Origin of the sequence: Pseudomonas sp. JR33AA (assembly GCF_021378985.1) — a bacterium.
Classification (GTDB): Bacteria; Pseudomonadota; Gammaproteobacteria; order Pseudomonadales; family Pseudomonadaceae; genus Aquipseudomonas; species Aquipseudomonas alloputida.
In genome coordinates, this window is the sequence record NZ_JAJSAW010000019.1 from 52701 (window position 1) to 75168 (window position 22468).

General features: G+C 62.3%; 23 protein-coding genes and 1 tRNA gene. 15 read left to right on the forward strand and 9 right to left on the reverse strand.

Annotated elements, in window-relative coordinates; genetic code table 11:
• Window positions 1–54 precede the first annotated feature (54 nt).
• The 5 genes from LVS58_RS22065 to LVS58_RS22085 all read left to right on the forward strand — a co-directional run bounded on the left by LVS58_RS22065 (window position 55) and on the right by LVS58_RS22085 (window position 4808).
• Window positions 55–2493, forward strand: a complete 2439-nt coding sequence (locus LVS58_RS22065) for a Lon protease family protein (RefSeq protein WP_004575710.1) — start codon at window positions 55–57, stop codon at window positions 2491–2493.
• A 162-nt stretch (window positions 2494–2655) separates the two neighbouring features.
• A complete protein-coding gene (locus LVS58_RS22070) occupies window positions 2656–2994 on the forward strand; it encodes a PA4575 family protein (protein ID WP_233692810.1) in 339 nt (112 codons plus the stop codon).
• Window positions 2995–3182: 188 nt separating this feature from the next.
• On the forward strand, window positions 3183–3671 hold the full coding sequence (locus tag LVS58_RS22075; protein ID WP_003247486.1) for a TIGR00645 family protein: 489 nt from the start codon (window positions 3183–3185) through the stop codon (window positions 3669–3671).
• A gap of 128 nt (window positions 3672–3799) precedes the next feature.
• Complete coding sequence (locus LVS58_RS22080; protein ID WP_143999544.1) at window positions 3800–4105, forward strand: DUF6482 family protein; 306 nt, start codon at window positions 3800–3802, stop codon at window positions 4103–4105.
• Between the two features lie 85 nt (window positions 4106–4190).
• Window positions 4191–4808: an FKBP-type peptidyl-prolyl cis-trans isomerase gene (locus LVS58_RS22085; RefSeq protein ID WP_003247482.1), complete on the forward strand. Its 618-nt coding sequence runs from the start codon at window positions 4191–4193 to the stop codon at window positions 4806–4808.
• 144 nt (window positions 4809–4952) lie between these two features.
• Here LVS58_RS22085 and LVS58_RS22090 read toward each other — a convergent pair whose 3' ends face one another.
• From LVS58_RS22090 to LVS58_RS22100, 3 genes are all read right to left on the reverse strand, one after another.
• Window positions 4953–5198: a PA4570 family protein gene (locus tag LVS58_RS22090; RefSeq protein ID WP_233692811.1), complete on the reverse strand. Its 246-nt coding sequence runs from the start codon at window positions 5196–5198 to the stop codon at window positions 4953–4955.
• Window positions 5199–5282: 84 nt separating this feature from the next.
• On the reverse strand, window positions 5283–5624 hold the full coding sequence (locus tag LVS58_RS22095) for a zinc ribbon domain-containing protein YjdM (RefSeq protein WP_009686103.1): 342 nt from the start codon (window positions 5622–5624) through the stop codon (window positions 5283–5285).
• 186 nt (window positions 5625–5810) lie between these two features.
• On the reverse strand, window positions 5811–6779 hold the full coding sequence (locus LVS58_RS22100; RefSeq protein WP_003247469.1) for a polyprenyl synthetase family protein: 969 nt from the start codon (window positions 6777–6779) through the stop codon (window positions 5811–5813).
• A gap of 244 nt (window positions 6780–7023) precedes the next feature.
• Between LVS58_RS22100 and rplU the strand changes: the two genes are divergently transcribed.
• From rplU to LVS58_RS22125, 5 genes are all read left to right on the forward strand, one after another.
• On the forward strand, window positions 7024–7338 hold the full coding sequence (rplU, locus tag LVS58_RS22105; RefSeq protein ID WP_003247466.1) for a 50S ribosomal protein L21: 315 nt from the start codon (window positions 7024–7026) through the stop codon (window positions 7336–7338).
• A gap of 38 nt (window positions 7339–7376) precedes the next feature.
• Window positions 7377–7634 carry a 50S ribosomal protein L27 gene (gene rpmA, locus LVS58_RS22110; RefSeq protein ID WP_003247464.1) on the forward strand — a complete coding sequence of 86 codons (258 nt, stop codon included), beginning with the start codon at window positions 7377–7379 and terminating at the stop codon, window positions 7632–7634.
• 188 nt (window positions 7635–7822) lie between these two features.
• A complete protein-coding gene (gene cgtA, locus LVS58_RS22115; RefSeq protein ID WP_003247460.1) occupies window positions 7823–9049 on the forward strand; it encodes an Obg family GTPase CgtA in 1227 nt (408 codons plus the stop codon).
• An 85-nt stretch (window positions 9050–9134) separates the two neighbouring features.
• Window positions 9135–10253: a glutamate 5-kinase gene (proB, locus tag LVS58_RS22120; protein ID WP_003247458.1), complete on the forward strand. Its 1119-nt coding sequence runs from the start codon at window positions 9135–9137 to the stop codon at window positions 10251–10253.
• Window positions 10250–10711: a CreA family protein gene (locus tag LVS58_RS22125; protein ID WP_233692812.1), complete on the forward strand. Its 462-nt coding sequence runs from the start codon at window positions 10250–10252 to the stop codon at window positions 10709–10711. Before proB ends, LVS58_RS22125 begins: the two co-directional genes overlap by 4 nt.
• A gap of 384 nt (window positions 10712–11095) precedes the next feature.
• On the opposite strand, the gene mksF is transcribed toward LVS58_RS22125, so the two are convergent.
• Genes mksF through mksB form a run of 3 tightly spaced genes read right to left on the reverse strand, consistent with a single transcriptional unit; the run spans window position 11096 to window position 15910 of the window.
• The gene (gene mksF, locus LVS58_RS22130; RefSeq protein WP_104960757.1) at window positions 11096–13927 is read right to left on the reverse strand and encodes an Mks condensin complex protein MksF; all 2832 of its coding nucleotides are present in this window, start codon (window positions 13925–13927) and stop codon (window positions 11096–11098) included.
• Entirely contained in the window at window positions 13924–14631 is a 708-nt protein-coding gene (mksE, locus tag LVS58_RS22135) for an Mks condensin complex protein MksE (RefSeq protein ID WP_003247452.1), read from the reverse strand. Before mksE ends, mksF begins: the two co-directional genes overlap by 4 nt.
• Window positions 14621–15910 carry an Mks condensin complex protein MksB gene (mksB, locus tag LVS58_RS22140; RefSeq protein WP_003247449.1) on the reverse strand — a complete coding sequence of 430 codons (1290 nt, stop codon included), beginning with the start codon at window positions 15908–15910 and terminating at the stop codon, window positions 14621–14623. Before mksB ends, mksE begins: the two co-directional genes overlap by 11 nt.
• A gap of 208 nt (window positions 15911–16118) precedes the next feature.
• Here mksB and LVS58_RS22145 point away from each other — a divergent pair, with 208 nt between their 5' ends.
• The 3 genes from LVS58_RS22145 to LVS58_RS22155 are packed head-to-tail and all read left to right on the forward strand — an operon-like array spanning window position 16119 to window position 17988.
• A complete protein-coding gene (locus LVS58_RS22145) occupies window positions 16119–16904 on the forward strand; it encodes an energy transducer TonB (RefSeq protein WP_233692813.1) in 786 nt (261 codons plus the stop codon).
• On the forward strand, window positions 16901–17356 hold the full coding sequence (rimI, locus tag LVS58_RS22150) for a ribosomal protein S18-alanine N-acetyltransferase (protein ID WP_233692814.1): 456 nt from the start codon (window positions 16901–16903) through the stop codon (window positions 17354–17356). Before LVS58_RS22145 ends, rimI begins: the two co-directional genes overlap by 4 nt.
• 56 nt (window positions 17357–17412) lie before the next feature.
• Entirely contained in the window at window positions 17413–17988 is a 576-nt protein-coding gene (locus tag LVS58_RS22155) for a D-Ala-D-Ala carboxypeptidase family metallohydrolase (RefSeq protein ID WP_233692815.1), read from the forward strand.
• On the opposite strand, the gene LVS58_RS22160 is transcribed toward LVS58_RS22155, so the two are convergent.
• Window positions 17928–18845 carry a LysR substrate-binding domain-containing protein gene (locus LVS58_RS22160; RefSeq protein WP_233692816.1) on the reverse strand — a complete coding sequence of 306 codons (918 nt, stop codon included), beginning with the start codon at window positions 18843–18845 and terminating at the stop codon, window positions 17928–17930. The two genes, LVS58_RS22155 and LVS58_RS22160, sit on opposite strands and share 61 nt — an antisense overlap.
• 228 nt (window positions 18846–19073) lie before the next feature.
• Here LVS58_RS22160 and LVS58_RS22165 point away from each other — a divergent pair, with 228 nt between their 5' ends.
• Complete coding sequence (locus LVS58_RS22165; RefSeq protein WP_233692817.1) at window positions 19074–19688, forward strand: LysE family translocator; 615 nt, start codon at window positions 19074–19076, stop codon at window positions 19686–19688.
• A 131-nt stretch (window positions 19689–19819) separates the two neighbouring features.
• Here LVS58_RS22165 and LVS58_RS22170 read toward each other — a convergent pair.
• Both LVS58_RS22170 and LVS58_RS22175 read right to left on the reverse strand, forming a co-directional pair.
• Window positions 19820–19896 (reverse strand) — tRNA-Met (locus tag LVS58_RS22170).
• Window positions 19897–19991: 95 nt separating this feature from the next.
• A complete protein-coding gene (locus LVS58_RS22175; RefSeq protein WP_233692828.1) occupies window positions 19992–20915 on the reverse strand; it encodes a FecR family protein in 924 nt (307 codons plus the stop codon).
• A gap of 192 nt (window positions 20916–21107) precedes the next feature.
• Between LVS58_RS22175 and LVS58_RS22180 the strand changes: the two genes are divergently transcribed.
• Entirely contained in the window at window positions 21108–22322 is a 1215-nt protein-coding gene (locus tag LVS58_RS22180) for an MFS transporter (RefSeq protein WP_233692818.1), read from the forward strand.
• The last annotated feature ends 146 nt before the right edge of the window (window positions 22323–22468 follow it).

The following is a 22468-nucleotide window of genomic DNA, read 5'->3' on the forward strand; positions in this document are numbered from 1 at the left end:
GCGCGGGCAGCGCCAGAATGCTGCGTATCTGCCCCGCCGAAGTAAGGAAACCCAATGCCCGATCCTGTCGCTGCGCGCCTGCGTCTTGCGCCTGAAGCCCTGACCCGGCGTTTCTCCCCCGAGCAGTTTGCTTTTACCCATACCGACGATCTGGAGCCGTTTCGCGGAGTTCTGGGCCAGGAACGTGCTGTCGAGGCCCTGCAGTTTGGCGTGGCCATGCCGCGTCCTGGTTACAATGTGTATGTGATGGGCGAGCCCGGCACCGGGCGCTTCTCGTTCGTCAAGCGCTACCTCAAGGCCGAGGGCAAGCGCCAGCAGACCCCGGCCGACTGGGTCTACGTCAACCACTTCGACGACACCCGTGAGCCACGCGCACTGGAGCTGCCGTCCGGCAGCGCCGCCGAGTTCATCAGCGACATGGGTGGATTGATCGACAACCTGCTGTCGACGTTCCCGGCGGTGTTCGAACACCCGTCCTACCAGCAGAAGAAGGGCGCCATCGACCGCGCTTTCAACCAGCGTTATGACCGCGCTCTGGATGTGATCGAGCGCGCGTCGCTGGAAAAGGACGTGGCCTTGTACCGCGATGCCAGCAACGTCGCCTTCACGCCGATGGCTGATGGCAAGGCGCTGGATGAAGCTGAATTTGCCCAATTGCCGGAGGAGGTGCGCGAGCAGTTCCACGAGGACATTGCCCTGCTTGAGGAGCGCCTTAACGAAGAGCTGGCCAGCCTGCCGCAATGGAAGCGCGAATCGAACAACCAGTTGCGCCAGCTCAACGAAGAAACCATCACGCTGGCGTTGCAGCCGCTGCTGGCGCCGCTATCGGAAAAGTACGCCGAAAACGCGGCGGTTTGCGCCTACCTGCAATCGGTGCAATTGAACCTGTTGCGTACGTTGGTCGAGCAACTGGTCGATGACAGCAAGTCCGACGCCGTGGCCCGTAAGCTGCTCGAAGAGCAGTACGCGCCCAGCCTGGTGGTGGGCCATCACGCTGATGGTGGTGCGCCGGTAGTGTTCGAGCCGCACCCGACCTACGACAACTTGTTTGGCCGTATCGAATACAGCACTGACCAAGGTGCGCTGTATACCTCCTATCGCCAACTGCGCCCAGGCGCGCTGCACCGTGCCAACGGCGGCTTCCTGATTCTGGAAGCCGAGAAAATGCTGGGCGAGCCCTTCGTATGGGACGCGCTCAAGCGCGCATTGCAGTCGCGCAAGCTGAAGATGGAGTCGCCGATCGGTGAGCTGGGCCGTGTTGCCACTGTCAGCCTGCAGCCGCAGGTGATTCCGCTGAACGTCAAGCTGGTGATCATCGGCTCGCGCCAGCTGTACTACGCACTGCAGGACCACGACCCGGACTTCCAGGAGATGTTCCGCGTGCTGGTGGACTTCGATGAAGACATGCCGATGGTCGACGAGAACCTGGAGCAGTTCGCCCAGCTGTTGCGCACCCGCACCAACGAAGAGGGCATGGCGCCGCTGACCAGTGACGCGGTGGCGCGTCTGGCCACCTACAGTGCTCGTCTGGCCGAAAACCAGTCGCGCCTGTCGGCGCGTATCGGCGACCTGTTCCAACTGGTCAGCGAGGCTGATTTCATTCGCCAGCTGGCCAGTGACGAAATGACCGATGCAGGCCACATCGAGCGTGCGCTCAAGGCCAAGGCCACCCGTACCGGCCGTGTGTCGCAACGGGTGCTGGACGACATGCTCGCCGGCATCATCCTGATCGACACGGAAGGCGCGGCCATTGGCAAGTGCAACGGGTTGACCGTGCTGGAAGTGGGGGACTCGGCGTTCGGCATGCCAGCGCGTATTTCGGCCACCGTCTACCCGGGCGGCAGCGGTATTGTCGATATCGAGCGTGAGGTCAACCTTGGCCAGCCGATCCACTCCAAAGGGGTGATGATCCTTACCGGTTACCTGGGCAGCCGCTATGCCCAGGAGTTCCCGCTGGCGATCTCCGCGAGCATCGCCCTGGAGCAGTCCTACGGCTACGTGGACGGCGACAGCGCATCGCTGGGCGAAGCCTGCACGCTGATCTCGGCCTTGTCGCGCACGCCGCTCAAGCAGTGCTTCGCCATCACAGGTTCCATCAACCAGTTTGGTGAAGTGCAGGCGGTGGGTGGGGTGAACGAGAAGATCGAGGGCTTCTTCCGCCTCTGCGAGGCGCGTGGCCTGACCGGCGAGCAGGGGGTGATCATTCCGCGAGCCAACGTCGCCACCTTGATGCTTGACGAGCGCGTGTTGCAGGCGGTGGAGAACGGCATGTTTCACGTCTACGCGGTCAGCCAGGCGGATGAGGCGCTGAGCCTGCTGGTGGGCGAGGAGGCCGGGGTGCTCGACGACAAGGGGCTGTTCACCGAGGGCAGCGTCAATGCCCGGGTGGTGGAGCGCCTGCGTGAAATTGCCGAGATGATCAGCGAGGAAGACATCGAGAAGGCAGAAAAGGAACGCCTGGAAGAGGTGATTGCCCAGGCTAAACCGGCCTGAGTCAATAAACTGGCGCTGGCGGCGATGTGCTACCGTTCAGCGCCAGTTTTCCATCTTTCTGAACGGTTCCTCTATGCTGGAACTTAAGGATGGTACAGCGTTCAGGATGGAAACAGCCTGAGGGTTTCGGGCTGAACAAGGCTCATTGGAGGGGACGCGGCCATGCGCAACCTCAGCCTCACACGCCAGTGCCTGGGCCTGGTGACCCGTATCGAATGCAGCATTCGCCCGCTGGCCGGTGACAACGGCATGTGGACGTTGCTGTTCGCCGCCGGCATGGCCGGTGAACAACCCTCCGCGATCAAGGCGCAGGGCCCGTTTCATGGGCCATTGGTGGCCGAATCGGTGCTCACTGCCATTGTCGACAGCCTGACCCTGCATGGGTACCAGGTTGCCGAGGATCCGCAGATCTGGTGTTTGCATTTGCAGGCGCAGTTGCGCCGGATCAATGGTGAGCGGTGTCGTAACCTGGGGGATTACCAGTTTCATCCTGAGACCTGAAGAATGCCGAGCCGCTTGGCGGCCCGATCGCGACACAAGGCCGCTCCCACAGATACAGCATTGCTTGCTGTTGTAGCGGCGTTGTGTCGCGATCAGGCTGCGCAGCAGCCCCCGGGCTTTTGCTGTAACAGGTGGCTGGCTATACTCGCCGTCGTTTTTCAGTCACCTGACGAGTCTCAAAACCCTCCATGGAACGTATCCTCGAAAACGCGATGTACGCCTCGCGCTGGCTGCTCGCCCCGATCTACTTCGGTCTGTCCCTCGGCCTGCTGGCCCTGGCGCTGAAATTCTTCCAGGAAGTGGTCCACGTCCTGCCCAACGTCTTTGCCCTCAGCGAAGCCGACCTGATCCTGGTGATCCTGTCGCTGATCGACATGTCGCTGGTCGGTGGCTTGCTGGTGATGGTGATGATTTCCGGTTACGAAAACTTCGTCTCGCAGCTGGACATCGATGAAAGCAAGGAAAAGCTCAACTGGCTGGGCAAGATGGACTCCTCCTCGCTGAAGATGAAGGTTGCCGCGTCGATCGTGGCGATTTCGTCCATTCACCTGCTGCGGGTGTTCATGGATGCGCAGAACATCTCCACCGATTACCTGATGTGGTACGTGATCATCCACATGACCTTCGTGGTCTCGGCGTTCTGCATGGGTTACCTGGACAAGCTGACCAAGCACTGAGTCCGCTTGCTGCTTACACCGCCCGGCCGTTGCCAAACGGACGGGCGGCGTCGTTTCTGGCTTGTGCTTTTAGCCGGTCTGTACAAAAAATGAGCTCTCATGCGTGGTTCCCATCGCGAGGTGCTCTCATGAACCTGCATCAGCTCAATACCGAGGCCAGGGCTGGCCATGTCGACGAACTGAACCTGATCGCCATCGAAGGCGGTGACTACCTGCTCGAGGCCCGGGTCAAAGGCCATGCTCACCCCCTGTCCGATACCCGCGGTGAACGCTTGCGCGTGCACTCGGTGGAAGATGCGCGCAAGTTGCTGCAAACCATCCCCTTGCTCTCGATGAACCTGGTGCACTGGTCGGTGCAGGACGAAATGTGCGGCATGGGTACGCACCCGGAAGAAGACCTGAAGGTGCCGATTTCCCAGCGTTCGGCCTGGTAGCTGCTCGCAGCGCCCCAGTGTGCTAGGCTGCTCGCCCTTTTTATCAAGGGCGCGGCTGCATTGCGCCCTGCAGTGGAGCACGACAATGTCCGAACTCAACCTGTCTACCGACGAAACGCGCGTCAGCTACGGTATCGGCCGTCAGCTGGGCGGCCAGCTGCGCGACAACCCGCCACCAGGCGTCAGCCTGGAAGCCATCCTGGCCGGCCTGACCGACGCCTTCAACGGTGCCGACAGCCGCGTCAGCGAAGCCGACCTGTCGGCCAGCTTCAAGGTCATCCGCGAGGTGATGCAAGCCGAAGCGGCAGCCAAGGCCGAAGCCGCCGCCGCTGCTGGCAAGGAGTTCCTGGTCGAGAACGCCAAGCGTGAAGGCATCACCACGCTGGCTTCGGGCCTGCAGTTCGAAGTGCTGACCGCTGGCGAAGGCGCCAAGCCGACCCGCGAAGACAACGTGCGTACGCATTACCACGGCACCCTGATCGACGGCACCGTGTTCGACAGCTCCTACGAGCGTGGCCAGCCGGCTGAATTCCCGGTAGGCGGCGTGATTGCTGGCTGGACCGAAGCCCTGCAGCTGATGAACGCTGGCAGCAAATGGCGCCTGTACGTGCCAAGCGAGCTGGCTTACGGCGCCCAAGGCGTTGGCAGCATCCCGCCGCACAGCGTACTGGTGTTCGACGTCGAGCTGCTCGACGTTCTGTAATACCGCTGGGGCCGCTTTGCGGCCCATTCGCGGCACAAGGCCGCTCCTACAGGGGTACGCATGCCCATGGGGAAATGCGTTCCCTGTAGGAGCGGCCTTGTGTCGCGATCGAGGGCGAAGCCCTCGCCAGGGCCCTCAGGGCCATCAGTTCCAGTCTGTTCCCATCGGGCGCAATGCCCGCGCATAACAGAACAGAAATAGGTTCCGCACCAACTCCTTCAGTACCCCAGGTTCACTCGAATTGAGCCCGCTCATGTCCAGGTCACCCTGGTCACGCAGTTCGTCGAGAGCTTCTTCTTCAAGCACCGCGCACACTTCGCCGGTTTCCCGATGAAGAATGCGCAGGTAGGGGTGAGGGCGTTCCAGCCAGGCGTCGATCAGATAAGTCATGGCTATTCTCCTTGGATAGCAGTTCCAATGAGAATAATTCCTATTATCAGAATAGCAAGTGCCAATTGGCGGTTTTTTGCCTGATCAGACTTTGCGAACGAACTCGGACTTCAGCTTCATGGCGCCGATGCCATCGATCTTGCAGTCGATGTCGTGGTCGCCGTCACACAGGCGGATGTTCTTGACCTTGGTGCCGACCTTGACCACCAGGGACGACCCCTTGACCTTGAGGTCCTTGATCACGGTGACGGTGTCACCGTCCTGCAGGATGTTGCCGACCGAATCCTTTTTCACCACCTCGTCGCTGGCCGCCTCGGCATCGCCGCTGGCCGACCACTCGTGGGCGCATTCAGGGCAGATCAGCTGAGTGCCATCCTCATAGGTGTATTCGGAGTTGCATTTTGGGCAGGGTGGCAGAGTGCTCACTTCGGTTCCTCAAACAAACAGACGGGCGGTTAAAAGCCCACATTGTAAAAGGTATTTTCCCGGAAGTGATTATGTCCGGACAAAAGCATCGCGGGCTTGCCCGCTCTCACAGGGATAGCATCACCCTCGAAGGCAGTGCTTATCCTGTGGGAGCGGGCAAGCCCGCGAAGAAGACGACCCGGTCTATCAGTGAGTCCGCGCGACCGCAAACTCGCTCAGTTCAACCAGCGCATCCCGGTATTCACTGGCAGGCAGCACTTCGAGGCAGGCGATGGCACGCTTCACGTAATCGCGCGCCAGCTCTGCGGTGTACTGCAGCGCGCCCGATTCCTCGACCGCGACACGAATCTGTTCCAGATCCTCCAGGCCACCTTTCTGGATCGCCTGGCGTACCAGCGCCGCCTGCTCGGCAGTGCCTTCGCGCATGGTGTAGATCAGTGGCAGGGTAGGTTTGCCCTCGGCCAGGTCGTCACCGACGTTCTTGCCCAGGGTCTGCGAGTCACCCTTGTAGTCCAGCAGGTCGTCGACCAGCTGGAAGGCCACGCCCAGATGGTCGCCAAAGGTGCGCAGGGCTTCGCGCTGCTCGTCGGTGGCCTGGGCCAGTGCTGCAGCACTGTGGGTAGACGCTTCGAACAGCATCGCTGTCTTGCCGCGAATGACCTCCATGTAGACTTCCTCGGTGGTGCTGGCGTCGCGTACGCGCGACAGTTGCAGCACTTCACCTTCGGCAATCACCCGGGTGGCCTTGGACAGGATCTGCATGACCGGCATCGAGCCCAGTTCGACCATCATTTCGAACGAGCGCGAATAAAGGAAGTCGCCCACCAGTACGCTCGGCGCGTTGCCCCACAGGGCATTGGCGGTAGAGCGGCCACGGCGCATGCCGGACATGTCGACCACGTCGTCGTGCAGCAGGGTGGCGGTGTGCAGGAACTCGATGGTGGCAGCCAGCAGCCGCAGGTCGTCGCCTTCGCGGCCCAGGGCCTTGCCACACAGCAGTACCAGCAGGGGACGCAGGCGCTTGCCACCGGCGGACGTGATATAGTCGCCGATCTTCGATACCAGCGGCACGCGCGAGGTCAGCTGCTTCTTGATGATCTCGTCGACGGCGCTGAAATCATCAGCCACCGCGCGGTAGAAGGTTTGGGGTTGCATCGGCTGCTCCAGTGAGGTTGCGCGGCATGCTAGGTCGCAGGTCCCGGTGTGTCAAGGCGCGGTGCCCGCTGGCCGGGGGCAGCACTTGCAAGCAAAACCCCGGTTGCGTACAATCGCGCACCCTAACTTCCTGGGCAGCACCTGCCTTACGCAATTGCGCCGGGCCGTTCCAGCCCTGTGCAGCCATGCCAGCCAATACTCATCATATAAAGCGCTGGGTGAGCAGGATTATCGGAGAAATACCATGTCTTACGCAGTAATCGTTACCGGCGGCAAGCAGTACAAAGTCGCTGAAGGTGAATTCCTCAAGATCGAAAAACTGGAAGTCGCCACTGGCGAATCCGTGACCTTCGATCGCGTTCTGCTGGTCGCCAACGGTGAAGAAGTCACCATCGGTGCTCCAGTTGTTGCTGGCGCTAAAGTAGTGGCCGAAGTCGTTTCGCAAGGCCGCCACGACAAGGTTCGCATCATCAAGTTCCGTCGTCGTAAGCACCACATGAAGCGTATGGGCCACCGCCAGTGGTTCACCGAGATCAAAATCACCGGCATCCAGGCTTAATCCCCTAGATCCCCTGAATTTATTTGGAGAATTGAACCATGGCTCACAAGAAGGCTGGTGGTAGTACTCGTAACGGTCGCGACTCAGAATCTAAACGCCTTGGCGTGAAGATGTATGGCGGCCAGGTTATCAAGCCAGGCAACATCATCGTCCGTCAGCGCGGCACCGAATTCCACGCTGGCTACGGCGTTGGCATGGGCAAGGACCACACCTTGTTCGCCAAGATCGAAGGCGTGATCAAGTTCGAGAAGAAAGGCGAGTTCATGCGCCGTTACGTGAGCATCGTCGCCGCTTAATCGCGACGTCGCTCCAGAAGCCCCGTCATGCGACGGGGCTTTTTCGTTTGTGGTGAGCCTCTTGCAAAGCTGTTTGTCTGGGTTGCCGGCGTTGGTTTCTACGGTCGTACGGGGCCGCCGCGCTCATTTTTGCAAGAGCCTCATGTTTTTGAGTCATTCAGCTCGTCTGCCGACGAGAGGCGGTTTTAATGAAGTTTGTTGACGAAGTATCCATTCGGGTCAAAGCCGGTGACGGTGGCAACGGTTGCATGAGCTTCCGTCGCGAGAAGTTCATCGAGAACGGCGGCCCTAACGGCGGTGACGGCGGTGACGGCGGCTCGGTGTACATGATTGCCGACGAAAACCTGAACACCCTGGTCGACTACCGCTACACCCGTCACCATGAAGCCCAGCGTGGCTCCAACGGCGGTAGCACCGACTGCACCGGCAAGAAGGGTGAAGACCTGTTCCTGCGCGTGCCGGTCGGCACCACCGTGATCGATGCTTCCACGCAGGAAGTGATCGGTGACCTGGTCACCCCCGGCCAGAAGCTGATGGTCGCGCAAGGTGGCTGGCACGGGCTGGGCAACACCCGTTTCAAGTCGAGCACCAACCGTGCGCCGCGCCAGACCACCCCAGGCAAGCCGGGTGAGCAGCGTGACCTGAAAATGGAAATGAAGGTATTGGCCGACGTCGGCCTGTTGGGCTTGCCGAACGCCGGCAAGAGTACCTTCATCCGTTCGGTCTCGGCCGCTAAGCCGAAAGTCGCCGACTACCCGTTCACCACCCTGGTGCCAAACCTGGGCGTGGTCAGCGTCGACCGCTGGAAAAGCTTCGTCATCGCCGACATCCCCGGCTTGATCGAAGGCGCCTCTGAAGGTGCCGGCCTGGGTATCCGCTTCCTCAAGCACCTGGCGCGTACCCGCGTGCTGTTGCACCTGGTGGACATCGCGCCGCTGGACGAAAGCAGCCCGGCCGATGCCGCCGAAGTCATCGTCAACGAGCTGACCCGCTTCAGCCCGTCGCTGGCCGAGCGTGAGCGCTGGCTGGTGTTGAACAAGGCCGATATGGTCATGGACGACGAGCGCGACGAACGTGTGCAGGAAGTGATCGACCGCCTGGAGTGGGAAGGCCCGGTCTACGTGATCTCGGCCATTTCCAAGCAGGGCACCGACAAGCTCAGCCACGACCTGATGCGCTACCTCGAAGACCGCGCCGACCGCCTGGCCAACGACCCGGCCTACGCCGAAGAGCTGGCCGACCTCGACCAGCGCATCGAAGACGAAGCCCGTGCCCAGCTGCAGGCCCTGGACGACGCCCGTACCCTGCGCCGTACCGGCGTCAAGAGCGTGCACGACATCGGCGACGATGACGGTTGGGACGATGATTTCGAGGACGACGAAGACGGTCCGGAAATCATTTACGTGCGCGACTGATCGGTTGCAGTACACTAAACGCCGCTCTCTGGAGCGGCGTTTTTGTATCCACGGTATCTACAGATTCGACATAGGTTGGAAGAAGATGCGAAGCAAGGTGACGGGCGCCAAGCGCTGGGTCGTTAAGATTGGCAGTGCTCTGCTGACCGCCGATGGCAAGGGCCTCGACCGCGGTGCAATGGCCGTTTGGGTCGAGCAGATGGTCGCGCTGCGTGAGGCAGGCGTGGAGTTGGTACTGGTCTCCTCCGGGGCCGTGGCTGCCGGCATGAGCCAGCTGGGCTGGACCAAGCGACCGAGTGCGATGAACGAGCTGCAGGCGGCTGCCTCGCTTGGCCAGATGCGCCTGGTGCAGGCCTGGGAGTCGAGCTTCGGGGAGCACGGGAAGCACACCGCGCAGATCCTGCTGACCCATGACGACCTGTCCGACCGCAAGCGTTACCTGAATGCCCGCAGCACCCTGCGCACCCTGGTCGATCTGGGCGTGGTGCCGGTGATCAACGAAAACGACACCGTGGTCACCGACGAGATCCGCTTTGGCGACAACGACACCCTGGCGGCGCTGGTGGCCAACCTGGTCGAGGCCGACCTGCTGGTGATCCTCACCGACCGCGATGGTATGTTCGATGCCGACCCGCGCAACAACCCCGAAGCGCAGTTGATCTACGAAGCCCGTGCCGACGACCCCTCACTGGATGCCGTGGCGGGCGGTACCGGTGGTGCCCTGGGCCGTGGCGGCATGCAGACCAAGCTGCGTGCGGCGCGCCTGGCTGCCCGTTCGGGTGCCCACACCATCATTATCGGTGGCCGTATCGAGCGCGTACTGGACCGCCTGAAGGCGGGCGAGCGCCTGGGCACCTTGCTGTCCCCTGAGCGCGGCATGCTCGCTGCGCGCAAGCAGTGGTTGGCCGGTCACCTGCAAACCCGTGGCACCCTGGTGCTGGATGCCGGTGCCGTGCAAGCGCTGCGTCAGGCCAACAAGAGCTTGCTGCCGGTTGGCGTGAAGACCGTGCAGGGCAGCTTCCGTCGTGGCGAGATGGTGGTGTGCGTCGGCCCGGACGGTGTTGAAGTGGCTCGCGGCCTGGCCAACTACAGCGCCCTGGAGGCGCAGAAGATCATTGGTCAGTCGTCCGAAGCCATCGAGTCGATCCTTGGCTACAGCGCCGAGCCGGAACTTGTACACCGCGACAACCTGGTGCTGGTATGAGCCTGCTGAAGAACGTAATCGCTGTGGCGGTGTGTGTGCTGCCGATGTTGGCTGGCGCCGAAGAGGTCGGCCAGGTGTCCACCGTGTTCAAGTTCCTCGGGCCGAACGACCGCATTGTGGTCGAGGCGTTCGATGACCCTAAGGTAGAGGGCGTGACGTGCTATCTGTCACGTGCCAAGACTGGCGGGGTGAAGGGGGGCTTGGGGCTGGCCGAGGACCGGGCGGAGGCATCGATTGCCTGTCGTCAGGTCGGGCCCATCAACTTCAAGGGTGAGCTCAAGGATGGCGAGGAAGTGTTCAAGGAACGCACCTCGCTGGTGTTCAAGACCATGCAGGTGGTGCGCTTTCTCGACAAGAAGCGCAATACGCTGGTGTACCTGGTGTATAGCGACCGCATGATCGAAGGCAGCCCGCAGAACGCGGTGACTGCCATTCCGATCCTGCCCTGGGCTCATTGATAGCCCGCCAGGCCTCCATTCGCGGGTTACAAGACCTGTAGGAGCGGGTTTACCCGCGAATGGGCCGGCCCTGCTGGCCAATTTCCACCCGGCGTTCACCGTCGCCGCCGCTACCGTATTCGCGGGTAAACCCGCTCCTACAGTGATCGGTGGTGGACACGCTTCGGGGGCAGGTCACAGACCGCCGTGTAGGAGCGGGTTTACCCGCGAATGGGCCGGCCCTGCTGGCCAATTTCCACCCGGCGTTCACCGTTGCCGCCGCTACCGTATTCGCGGGTAAACCCGCTCCTACAGTGATCGGTGGTGGACACGCTTCGGGGGCAGGGCGCAGGCCGCCGTAGGAGCGGGTTTACCCGCGAATGGGCCGCAAAGCGGCCCCCTCCCTCAGGCCAATTCCTCGGCCTGATCCTCACGCACAACCGCCTTCACTTCATCCAGGCGGCTGATGAACTTCCAGTCCGCCTCGTCGATGTAGATGCCGTTCGGCCCGCTGCCACCTTCCAGGTCGATCGCAACGTGCGCCGATACCTGGGGTTTCACACTCGCCAGGATCGGCACGAAGCCCAGTTGCTGGCTGGTCTCCAGCAGTGCCGCCTGGTTGCGTTCGTCGATGTCTGCCGCTTCGTCCAGGTAGTACGGCAGGCGAATGCGCCCGGCCAGGTCACGGTCCATCAGGTGCAGCAACAGGTACATGTTGGTCAGCGCCTTGATGGTCATGGTGGTGCCGTTGGACGCCGCACCGTCGATGTCGGCGTGGATGATCGGCTGGCCATTGACCTTGGTGATCTCGAACGCCAGCTCGAACAGGTCCTTCAGGCCCAGCTGGTTGTGGTTGGCCGCCACCAGCCGTGCCAGGTACTCCTTGGCCTCTTCGTTCTTGTTGTCCTGATCGGCACTCTGGGTCAGGTCGAAGACCGACAGGGTTTCGCCTTCTTCGTACTGGCCGGCACTGTGGATAATCTGGTCGATGTGCTTGAGCGCTTCCTTGTTCGGCGCCAGTACCACGCGGAAGCTTTCCAGGTTGGACACCTGGCGCTTGTTGATCTCGCGGTTGAACAGGGCCAGCTGGTGCTCGAGGCTGTCGTAGTCGCTGCGGATATTGCGCAGGGTTCGGGCGATGTCGGTGACCGCGGCGCGGCGTGCCTTGGCCAAGGTCAGGGCTTCGTCGGTACGGTGCGCATAGGCGTTCACCAGCAGTTGCAGGCGGCGTTCCATGTCGTCTTCGCTGTCGAACTTGGCAACGCCTTTCAGGCGTACCTGGGCGTACAGCGCCTCGATCTGGTTGTCCACCCGCTGCAGGCCTTGCCAGCTGTCCTGGTAGTCATTGAGCAGCGGCAGCAGGTTGTCCATGGAGTCGTCGATGGCTTCCATGTAGGGCGTGCCGTAGGGCAGGTCGGCCGGCAGCAGCTGGCGACGGCGCAGGGCGTCTTCCAGGGTGCGTTGCTTGGACTCGAGATCGCCGAGCTGACGGCCGACCAGTTGCAACTTGGCTGACAGCTGCTGGACGCGCTCGGTGAAGGCGTCGCTGGAGCGCTTGAGTTCGTCCTGGGCCGCTTCCAGCTGCGAGAGCTGTTCCAGCTTCTCGGGCTCTTCGGCGGCGAGGGTTTGGCTACGGCGGAAGTCTTCCAGCGCCTTCTGCGCGTCCAGCACTTCCTGGTACAGGGTTTCGGTCTGCGCTTTGGAGGCGGAGCGGTCGGCGGCCACGGCCTGCTGGGTCTTGAGCTGCTTGAGTTCTTTTTCCAGGCGCTCTTTCTGGTCGCGCAGGGCGGCGCGGTCGGCCAGGGCCTGCAGGGCCGGCGGGTCGATGTGGGTCAGGTCAATGGCCAGGCCTGGGGCCTCGAAGCGCTCGCCCTTGAAGCCGTCGAGCACCGCTTCCAGCGACTTCACCCACAAGTCGCTGTCGTCCAGCTCGATGCCGCGGTCGCCCAGCGGCAGGCTGAACAGCGCACCGTTGAACAGGCGCATCAGACGGTCGACGTCCTGCTGCGAGAACTCTTCGCGCAGGCGGGCATAGCTGTTGTTGTCAGCGTGATCCAGCTGCTGCTTGACCTGCTTCAGGCGTTTTTCCAGGTCGCGTACGCGCTCGTCGAGGTCTTCGGCACTGAACTGTCGCGACTGGGCCAGGGCGCCGGCCAGCTCGTCGTGGGCGTCCTTGGCCGCCAGCAGTTGCTGTTCCAGCACCTTGACGTCATCGACCAGCGCAAAGCGGTGCTTGAGCACCGACAGCTCGCCCAGCCAGCGCTGGATACCGGTAATTTCACGCTCCAGGCGCATCAGCTCCTGAGTGCCGCCACGCTGGTCGTTCTGCAGCCGGTCCTGCTCGCCACGGTAGTGCTCGGACTGGATGACCAGCTCTTCCTTGCGCGCCATGGCGTATTCCTGCCAGGTGCCCAGCAGGGTGTCGAGCACAGGCGAAATGCGGTGCAGCTTGCCACGCAGGATGTCGCGCTGGGCCACGCCACCGGCCAGGGCCTCGACCAACGGGCCGGCAGCGACCAGGGCGTTGTAGTCCTGCTCCATGCGGCGTACGTCGCGGAAGGCTTCCTCGCACGCAGCGATGTAGTCGACGCTGCCCGAGCGCAGGCTGTGCTCGAAGGCGTCGAGGAACAGCTGCTTGAGCTTGGCGGCGGTGATTTCACGCATGTGCAGCAGGTTGATGAACAGCGCGCGGAAGGTTTTCAGGCTTTGCTCGCTGGTGGAGCGCAGCGGAATCATGGTCAGGTCCAGCGGCACCGAAGTGTGTCCGCCCACCAGCAGCCGGCGCAGTTCGTCCGGCTTCAGTTCGTAAGCCTTGATCCCCAGGCGTTCAAGGTTGGTGAACAGCTCTTTCTGACGCAGGCAGGTGTCGTTCTTCTGGTAGTGGGCCAGGTCCAGTTCGCCCTTGTAGGCGAAGAACTGGTGGCCGAAACCGCCACCCGGGCCGCGCCCGACCACACCGATCACGTGCGGGCCGTGGGGCAGGCTCAGTTCGCAAAGAATGTACGACGTGTCGCTGGCGAAGTAGAAACGGCGCGACTGCTCAAGGCTGTACTTGCCGAAACTCATGTCCGACATACGTGCCAGGATCGGGAACTGCAGGGCGTTGATCGATGCCGATTTACCCAGGTTGTTGGCGCCGTATACCGACAGCGGGTGCTCCAGCGGGAACAGGCCAAGGCTGTAGCCGGCGGTGTTGAGCAATGCGAAGCGGCGGATGCCGTAGCGTTCCTGGCTCATGCGTCAATCTCCTGTTGCTCTTCGCGGATGGCCCGGGCCAGGGCGTCCTCTTCGCTTTCCTCGCCTTGGAAAGGCGTGAGGTCGAGCGGGTCGTCGGTACGGTTGAGTTCTTCGGCGCTTTCTTCCTCGACCAGAACCGGGGTGGGCAGCGGCAGGGCGCTGTGCAGGGTGGCGGCCAGGTCGCGGTCCTGCTGCACCGAAAGGCACACATCGAGGAAGCGATGCATGGGCGGCAGGAAGCGGTAGATGCCGCCTTCCTCATGGGCGAAACCGAGCTGGGTCATGCGGCGCAGGATTTTTTCTTCCAGCTCGTCCACGGTCTGCACTTCGGCCTGCAGGAACAGGTCGCGGTACTTGTCCAGCAGCGAGGGCAGTTCGTCGCGGCCGATGCTGCCGCCATCGAGCACGGCCATCGGGTCGCGGCCCTGGTCGGCAAGGTGCTCGACCAGGATGAAGGTGAACAGCGACAGGCGCTGCGCGGTCTTGTTGACCTGCGCGGCGGTCATGTCCGGCACGAAGTAGTAGAAGCCACGGGTATCGCACACCAGTTCGAAGCCCAGGGCCTTGAACAGGGTGCGGTACTGGTCCTGGAAGTTCGACAGCTGGGCGTACAGCTCAGGGTCGCGCCGGCTGACATGGAAGCCTTTGAACAGCTCGCGGAAGATCGGCGCGAGCTGGGACAGTTCGGAAAGATCAAGATGCATGGGCTGGGCTCGCGTTGGGTTCGGTAGGCGCGCTAGGGGCGTCTTCGCGGCTGGAGGTCAGGGCGAACGAATGCAGGCTGACCAAATGTTCCTGAGTGGTGTATTCGCGGCGGTCGAGGCGTTCGCGCTTGAAGCGCTTTTCCCGCGACAGGCGCGAGAACCAGTACAGCAGCTCGTCGGTGGCGCCTTCGGGCTCCTGCTCCAGCAGCCAGACCATCAAGTCGGGCAGTGGCAGGGCCTGTTCGCAGCGTTCGGCCATTTCCTTGACCGTGCGCGGAGCACGGGGCAAGGCGCCGGACTGGGTCTTGTGGGCTTTGGGGAAGCGCGCCGGCTTGGGCTCGAAGCGGGCCAGGGCGTATACGTAGGCCTCGACCTGGCTGGCGCTGCCAAGGAAGGTGCTTTGCGGGCGGGTAAACATCGGCATGGCCGCCTGCGGCACGGCGTCGATGCCCTTGCGCCGGATCACCGACAGGGCCAGTGCGGCGCCGCGGGTCACGGCGTTGTGCCGGCGGGCTTCTTCGCGCAGCGGCAGCAGCAGTTCGCGCGCGTGGCGCAGGGTCAACTGGGCGCTGGTCTGCATTTCCAGGATGCGCGCGTGGGTGCGCAGCAGCATGTCGTCGTCGACCAGATGGCCCAGACGTGCTTGTTCGCCCAGCAGTTTCAGCAGCACGGTCTCGACCTTGCGCACGCCCTGCTCGAAGGCGCCGTCGGCGTTGACCAGCTGGATCATCGGCTCGACGTATTCGTCCCAGGTGGCCAGTACTTCGGCATAACGCTGGCGCAGCGGAATCTGGCGGTTGCTGGTCTTGGCCCGTTCGGCCACGGCCACCAGTGCCTGCTCGTCGTTGTCGAGCTTTTTCAGCACATCGCGCACGCGCATGTCGAGCAGGCGCAACTGGCGCGCCAGGTCGTCGCTGTCACGGTTGTCGAAGGCATCCTGGATATGCCCGGCCAGGCGCTCCAGGTGGCGCAGGTAGGCTTCGATCTCCAGGCACAGGCCCAGCCGGTGTTCGCGGCGCAGGTAGGCTAGGAAGTCATGGATCTGCGCGTTGAGCTCGAAACGGTTCGGGCTCTTGGCCACCGGGACCAGGATATCCAGGCGGATCCACACGTCGAGTAGCTGGGTGATGTCCTGCGGGGTGCTTTCGAGCTGCTGGCGGGCCACATGCTGGCGCAGTTCGACCAGGCTCAGGGTGCCCTGGTCGAAACGCTCGCACAGCGGCTCGATTAGAGCCCAGTGTTCGGCTAGGGCGCGCAGGACGCGCTTGGGTTCGATCATTGGCTTCGACTCGTTGCCAAGAAAAAGGGGGCGATTGTACTGCATTCGGGAGGGTGGTTTTTACCCCTTGGTCTGTAATGAGAGATAACCTTCAGTTTTGTGGGTGTATGTCGTTGTTCTAGTGGCGCTCGGTCTGATAGGCGCTGCAAAAAACACGGCGTCCACGTTAGAATGCCCAATTGCCTTCACCCCCTCGGATACCCGCCCCTTGCTGACCGAACCCCGTCGCCGCGCCTACCTTTCCGCCATGCAAGTGGTGCACTGGCTGCCGCGCGCCGAGCTGCCGTTCGCCGCACCGTCGCGGCCCGAGTTGCTGCTGCCAGTTGAGCCGGTCGAGGACATCGATTTCGAGGTCAGGCCGGCATCGGTAACCAACGAAGCGCCCGTCACCCCCCAGGCGCGCTCCGGCGAGCGGCCAAAAATCGAGATCCCGCGCCCGGGCAGTGTGCCAAAACCTGCCGTCAAGCCCGCCGAGGCACAAGAGCAGCCCGCTGCTCCGCGCCCGGCGCCGGTGCCGCCACCGCGCTTCTCGCTGCAGTTGTTGCGCGCCGGCAGTTGCCTGCTGCTGGTAGAGCTGGCTACCGGTCAGCCGTTCCAGAGCCGCGACCCCTCCTATCTGCTGCTCAAGGACATGCTGCGTGCCGCCGGCCTGCCTGACGCCCCGCAGATCATCGGCGAGCCGGTACGCTGGCCACTGCTGGTGCGCGGCAACATGGACCAGGGGCCGGAGGCTGCGCGCGATTTCGTCCAGGGCTTCGTTCAGGCGCGCCTGGAAGACGCCCCGTGTTCCTGTCTGTGGCTGGTCGGCCTGCCGGCACTGCGTTTTGCCGCCAATGTCGACGCCGACGCCTATTACCAAACCCTAACGCTCGACAGCCTGGGCGACGCCTGGGCATTGCCGGGCCTTGAACTGTTGATGGACGAGCCGCAACGCAAGGCGGACGTCTGGAAAGCCATGCGCCAGCTGATGGCGCGCTGGAAGAGCGTTGAATGAGTGACTCGATCAGCTTCCGCCCGATGACCGAGGCGGATCTGGATGCCGTACTTAAAATCGAATATGCCGCATTCAGTCATCCCTGGACCCGCGGGATCTTTCAGGATGCGCTCAAATCGTACGAAGTCTGGCTGATGTTCGATGGCCAGCAGCAAGTGGGCCATGGCGTGATCAACGTGATCATCGACGAAGCGCACCTGCTCAACATCACCGTAAAACCGGAAAACCAAGGCCGCGGCCTGGGCCTGCGCCTGCTCGAGCACCTCATGGCCCGGGCCTATCAGCTCAATGGCCGCGAATGCTTTCTGGAGGTGCGCGCCAGCAACCAGTCGGCCTATCGTTTATACGAACGGTACGGTTTCAACGAAATTGGCCGCCGCCGCGACTATTATCCGATCGCCGGCGGCCGCGAGGACGCCCTGGTGATGGCCTGTACCCTGTTCGGGGACTGACTTTGCAAGGCGTACCCGGGCGCGCAGGCTTTGTTCTCGGCAGGGACGGATAAAGAATGAGAAAACTGCTTTTGGCAGCAGGCCTGTGTATAGCGAGCGCTGCCCATGCTGACGAGCGCGACGTGTGGATGTTCGCCCAGTGGGCGGGAGATCATCAAACCCGCCCCTTCCGTGAAATGCTGGTAGATGCCCGGCTTTACGGTGTAGTGCCAATTCACCAGTTGCTACGCTCGGCATCGGACTGGAAATTGTGCCACGCATCGCCTTTCGCCGTACCGCCCCCTGGCAATTGGGCGGCTGTACGCTCGACCCTCGCGTTGATCAAGGCACTCGACGATCAAGGCATCCTGCGCCAGTTCGAGGTGGTTTCGGCTTACCGTGAGCCGCGCCTGAACGCCTGTGCAGGCGGGGCGGCCAACAGTGCGCATACCCGCGCTTTCGCCGTCGATGTACTGCTGCCGGCCTGGGCCGATCCCAATCCGCTGTGCCATTTCTGGCAGCAGCACGGCCAAGCCTGGAACATGGGCCTGGGCCGTTACCCATCAGGCCGTATTCATGTGGATACCGCCGGCTATCGCACTTGGGGTGGCGATGGCAGTGCGGGGTCGTCGTTCTGCATCAAGCCCAAATGAACCAGGCAACCCTGGCATTCGTTCATTACCCAATCGGCGAAGCGCTGGCGCTTGCCGCTGTCGGCCAGAGGCTGTGGGCTAAGCAGGTGGTAGGCCGAGCCATCGCGCACAAAACCGTATGGCGCCTGCAACTGCCCGCTGTCGAGTTCGTCACACACCATCAGGGCTGAGGCCATGGCCAGGCCCAGGCCGGCGTTGGCGGCCTGAATCGACAGGTAGAAATGTTCGTAGTCGCTGCGTTCACTGTGTCGCGCCTGCTGGCCGCTCAGGCGCAGCCAGGTGGGCCAGGCGGCGGGGCGGGTGGTGCTGTGCAGGAGCCGTTGGCCGTCAAGGAGGGCAGGGGAGGCGGAGTGGCAAACCGGGCCGATCCATTCGTCGCAGATTTTCTGGCTGTACAGCTGGTTGTCCCAGTGGAAGTCGTCGCGGCGAATTGCCAGGTCGACACCGCTGCGGGCGAAGTCCAGCGGGCCGCCTGCGGCTACCAGGTGCAACTGAAGGTCGGGGTGGGCAGCATGGAATCGCGGTAAGCGCGGGATCAGCCAGCGAATGGCAATGGTCGGCTCGCAAGACAGCACCAGCACATTGTCGCGCGCTTGTTGCTGCAGGCGCTGCACGGCGCCTTCGAGTTGTTCGAAGATCGCATGGGTGGTGCCTTGCAGGGCACGGCCGGCGGGGGTGAGGAAAATGGCCCTGTTGCGGCGTTCGAACAGCTCCACGCCAAGGCTTTCTTCAAGCAGGCGTATTTGGCGGCTGACCGCGCCGTGAGTGACATGCAAGTGCTCGGCTGCGCGCACGAAGCTCTCGGTCTGGGCGGCAGTGTCGAAGTAGCGGAAGGCGTTGAGTGGCGGCAGTTTCATGAGAGCCCTGTTCAGGTGTGCCGGCCTCTTCGCGGGTAAACCCGCTCCTACAGGGCCATATATTTCCCCTGTAGGAGCGGGTTCACCCGCGAAGAGGCCAAGGCAGGCTGTACATATCTGTGAATAAAACTATCAGATTCATACCAGCATAAATCGATTTTTCGGCGCCCGTAAGCGCTCGATAATTGGCGATCTGTGCATTCCCATCGCCTATCGAGAGCCCTCAACATGACCGAACTCATCGCCGTCGCCCTGTTCACCTTGCTTGCCGTCATCAGCCCTGGCGCTGATTTCGCCATGGTCACCCGCAGCAGTTATGCACAGGGCCGCAAGGCCGGGCTGGCTGCCGCCGTAGGTATCGCCCTGGGGGTGCAGGTGCATGTGTTGTACACGGTAATGGGCATTGCCGTAATCATCAGCCAGAGCCCGGCGCTGTTCTTCGTCATGAAGGTGCTGGGGGCGGGCTACCTGATTTACCTGGGGTACAAGTCATTGACCAACACCCGACGCATCAGCCTGGACGGGGTTGGCCAGTCCTCTGCCGGCGTAGTGCAAGCGCTGCGCACGGGCTTTTTGACCAACGCCCTCAACCCCAAGACCATGTTGTTTGTCATCAGTGCCTTCACCCAGGTGGTACAGGCTGGCAGCCCGCTGGCTCTGAACTTCGCCTACGGAGCGTTCATGTCCGTTGCCCATTGGTTATGGTTCAGCCTGGTGGCGGTATTTTTCTCCAGCACGGCCTTGCGCAAGGCGATGGTCGAGCGGCAAGTGCTGGTGGACCGAGCCATTGGTCTGGCATTGATAGGGCTGGGCCTGGCTGTGGCGGTGACCGGGATGCGTTGAGGCGAGGACAGCAGCGCCGAAGCCTTTCATCCGGCGCCCGGCTGCTGCTGAATTGGTTGGTACTGGCACCCGCAACTTTTTTCGCAGGCAATGAAAAAGGGCTTACCTTGCGGTAAGCCCTTCGTCTTGTTTGGTGGCTACACAGGGACTTGAACCCCGGACCCCAGCATTATGAATGCTATGCTCTAACCAACTGAGCTATGTAGCCGATGGCGCGCATTATTCTCTTGAACGCCCCCTCTGTCAACACTCATTTCAAAAAAAATTTGCACGCTTTCAAAAACTTAGCGGCCAGCCCCGGTTTCAGCGCACCACAAGCCAGTGCCCGAGCACGCCCAGCAACTGCAGCTGCTGGGCTGCAGCCAGGGATTGCAGGCTTTGGTCAGGCCGGTCGAGGTTGAAATCGTCGCTCACACGGCGATGAGCCACGTGTTCATCCATCATCCACACACGCTGCCCTTGGTAACCGGCAAGGCGCTCCAGCACCTGCTTCAACGGCATGTCGGTGGCTTTCAGGCGGCCGTAGCGCCAACTGTCAGCGGTTTTCAGATCAGCCTTACGCACCGGGTCGATGCGTGTGCCATCGAAGGTTACCCGCTCACCCGCCGAGACCATCCGCTGCTCACCGCCTTGGGTGAGCATGGCCTTGCCACTGAATACCACGAGTTCGTCACGCCCCGCATGGCGGGCTACCTGCAAGCGAGTGCCGTATACCTGGATGCGTGCGTTGCCCACTTCCACGTCCATGGCCCGCCCGTCGAGCACGACTTCCAGCTGCACCTGGCCCTGCACCAGGTGTAGTTGACGGGTGCGGCCGCGCAGGTCGACGTTCATCGCGCTGGCGCTGTCCAGGTTCAATGTCGTGCCATCCGCCAAGCGTATGCTGCGGCGCTCTCCCACATCGGTGTGCAGCTCGCTGGCCAGGCGCTGCATCAGCGGCCAGTACAAGTAGGCAGCAGCACCCAACCCTAGCAAAAACGCAAGCGCCAACCATTTACCCAGGTGACTGCGGCGGACCGTGATAGGCCGTGGGCGAGGGCGGGCAGGTGCGGGTTGCAGCTGTTGCCAGAACGTCTCCAGCTCGGCGTAGGCGTGGGCGTTCTCTTGTACCTGGCACCAGGCCGCGAATGCCTGGCGCTGGGTTTCGTCGCAACCGGGCTGGCGCAGCAGCGAGAACCACGCCAGCGCTTCCTGCTCTGGGTCGGGCTGCACCTGCTTGGCGGACATCGGGTTCATGGGGGCGGTCTGCTCGCGATAGGGGCCGTTTGGCCTAACGATGACAGGAGTCATTGGCAGAGGATGCTAATTATATTGATAACCATTTTCAAGTGTGCAACGACAGGGGGATAAAAAAGGTAGCTAAGTATCTATTTGATTCCGATAATCGGATCCCAAACCTGAGGACGGAGATTTAGGCAAATGGCCACCAGTAGTGCCTCCACCGCATCCCCCAAGGCAGCGGCAAGCCAAGCCTCACCGATGGTGATGCGTATCATCGGCTTCTGCGCCTTGGCGCATTTGATCAACGACCTGATCCAGTCGGTGCTGCCGGCGATCTACCCGATGCTCAAGGCCAACTACGACCTGAGCTTTGCCCAGATCGGCATGATCACACTCACGTTCCAGATCACCGCCTCGCTGTTGCAGCCTTGGGTCGGCTTCTTCACCGACCGCCGGCCCACGCCAAATCTGTTGCCGCTAGGCACCCTGTGCACGTTGGTGGGGATCGTGATGCTGGCCTTTGTTGGCAGTTTCCCGATGATCCTGCTGGCGTCGGCGCTGGTGGGCATCGGCTCGTCGACCTTCCACCCGGAAACTTCGCGTATTGCACGGCTGGCCTCGGGCGGGCGCTTCGGCCTGGCCCAGTCGAGCTTCCAGGTCGGTGGCAACACCGGCTCCGCTTTGGGACCACTGCTGGCAGCGGCCATCGTCATTCCTTTCGGCCAGACCCATGTGGCCTGGTTCGGCCTGGCCGGGCTGTTCTTCCTCGGCGTTACCCTGATGCTGCGCGGCTGGTACAAGGAGCACCTCAATCAGGCCAAGGCGCGCAAGGCGGTTCAGGCCACCCACGGCATTTCGCGCAATCGGGTCATTGCGGCGCTGATCGTGCTGGGTTTGCTGGTGTTCTCCAAGTACTTCTACATGGCCAGCTTCACCAGCTACTTTACGTTTTACCTGATCGAAAAGTTCGGTGTGTCGGTGGCCAGCTCGCAGCTGCACCTGTTCCTGTTCCTCGGCGCGGTGGCGGCGGGCACCTTCTTTGGCGGGCCGATCGGTGACCGCATCGGGCGCAAGGCGGTGATATGGTTCTCGATCCTGGGCGTGACGCCATTCACCCTGGCGCTGCCGTATGCCGACCTGTTCTGGACCACGGTACTGAGCGTGGTGATCGGCTTCATCCTGGCTTCTGCGTTTTCCGCGATCGTGGTGTATGCGCAGGAACTGGTGCCGGGCAGCGTAGGCATGATTGCCGGGATCTTCTTCGGTCTGATGTTTGGTTTTGGCGGCATTGGCGCTGCGCTGTTGGGGTACGTAGCGGACCTGCGTGGTATCGAATATGTGTATGGGGTGTGCTCGTTCCTGCCATTGTTCGGCTTGTTGGCGGTATTCCTGCCAAGTACAGGTAAGCGCTGAAAGCGCCGGGGGCCTGACAGGGGCCCCCGGGCAATTGACTAGCCCCCCGGAGGTGGCTAGAGTGCCGCCTCTTTTTTCAATCACCTGCGTAGTAGCCAAAGCAATGCGCCGTACCCAGTGCCTCCCACACGTCCGCCAGCCTGCCC

Bases quoted from the DNA above. Each gene is read 5' to 3' on its own strand.
- mksB (WP_003247449.1), bottom strand. From the start codon at position 15,910: ATGATCGAACCCAAGCGCGTCCTGCGCGCCCTAGCCGAACACTGGGCT.
- LVS58_RS22070 (WP_233692810.1), top strand. From the start codon at position 2,656: ATGCGCAACCTCAGCCTCACACGCCAGTGCCTGGGCCTGGTGACCCGT.
- mksE (WP_003247452.1), bottom strand. From the start codon at position 14,631: ATGCATCTTGATCTTTCCGAACTGTCCCAGCTCGCGCCGATCTTCCGC.
- LVS58_RS22075 (WP_003247486.1), top strand. From the start codon at position 3,183: ATGGAACGTATCCTCGAAAACGCGATGTACGCCTCGCGCTGGCTGCTC.
- LVS58_RS22160 (WP_233692816.1), bottom strand. From the start codon at position 18,845: ATGAAACTGCCGCCACTCAACGCCTTCCGCTACTTCGACACTGCCGCC.
- mksF (WP_104960757.1), bottom strand. From the start codon at position 13,927: ATGAGCCAGGAACGCTACGGCATCCGCCGCTTCGCATTGCTCAACACC.
- cgtA (WP_003247460.1), top strand. From the start codon at position 7,823: ATGAAGTTTGTTGACGAAGTATCCATTCGGGTCAAAGCCGGTGACGGT.
- LVS58_RS22175 (WP_233692828.1), bottom strand. From the start codon at position 20,915: ATGTCCGCCAAGCAGGTGCAGCCCGACCCAGAGCAGGAAGCGCTGGCG.
- rpmA (WP_003247464.1), top strand. From the start codon at position 7,377: ATGGCTCACAAGAAGGCTGGTGGTAGTACTCGTAACGGTCGCGACTCA.
- LVS58_RS22165 (WP_233692817.1), top strand. From the start codon at position 19,074: ATGACCGAACTCATCGCCGTCGCCCTGTTCACCTTGCTTGCCGTCATC.
- LVS58_RS22080 (WP_143999544.1), top strand. From the start codon at position 3,800: ATGAACCTGCATCAGCTCAATACCGAGGCCAGGGCTGGCCATGTCGAC.
- rimI (WP_233692814.1), top strand. From the start codon at position 16,901: ATGAGTGACTCGATCAGCTTCCGCCCGATGACCGAGGCGGATCTGGAT.
- LVS58_RS22100 (WP_003247469.1), bottom strand. From the start codon at position 6,779: ATGCAACCCCAAACCTTCTACCGCGCGGTGGCTGATGATTTCAGCGCC.
- proB (WP_003247458.1), top strand. From the start codon at position 9,135: ATGCGAAGCAAGGTGACGGGCGCCAAGCGCTGGGTCGTTAAGATTGGC.
- LVS58_RS22125 (WP_233692812.1), top strand. From the start codon at position 10,250: ATGAGCCTGCTGAAGAACGTAATCGCTGTGGCGGTGTGTGTGCTGCCG.
- LVS58_RS22155 (WP_233692815.1), top strand. From the start codon at position 17,413: ATGAGAAAACTGCTTTTGGCAGCAGGCCTGTGTATAGCGAGCGCTGCC.
- LVS58_RS22090 (WP_233692811.1), bottom strand. From the start codon at position 5,198: ATGACTTATCTGATCGACGCCTGGCTGGAACGCCCTCACCCCTACCTG.
- LVS58_RS22180 (WP_233692818.1), top strand. From the start codon at position 21,108: ATGGCCACCAGTAGTGCCTCCACCGCATCCCCCAAGGCAGCGGCAAGC.
- rplU (WP_003247466.1), top strand. From the start codon at position 7,024: ATGTCTTACGCAGTAATCGTTACCGGCGGCAAGCAGTACAAAGTCGCT.
- LVS58_RS22085 (WP_003247482.1), top strand. From the start codon at position 4,191: ATGTCCGAACTCAACCTGTCTACCGACGAAACGCGCGTCAGCTACGGT.
- LVS58_RS22065 (WP_004575710.1), top strand. From the start codon at position 55: ATGCCCGATCCTGTCGCTGCGCGCCTGCGTCTTGCGCCTGAAGCCCTG.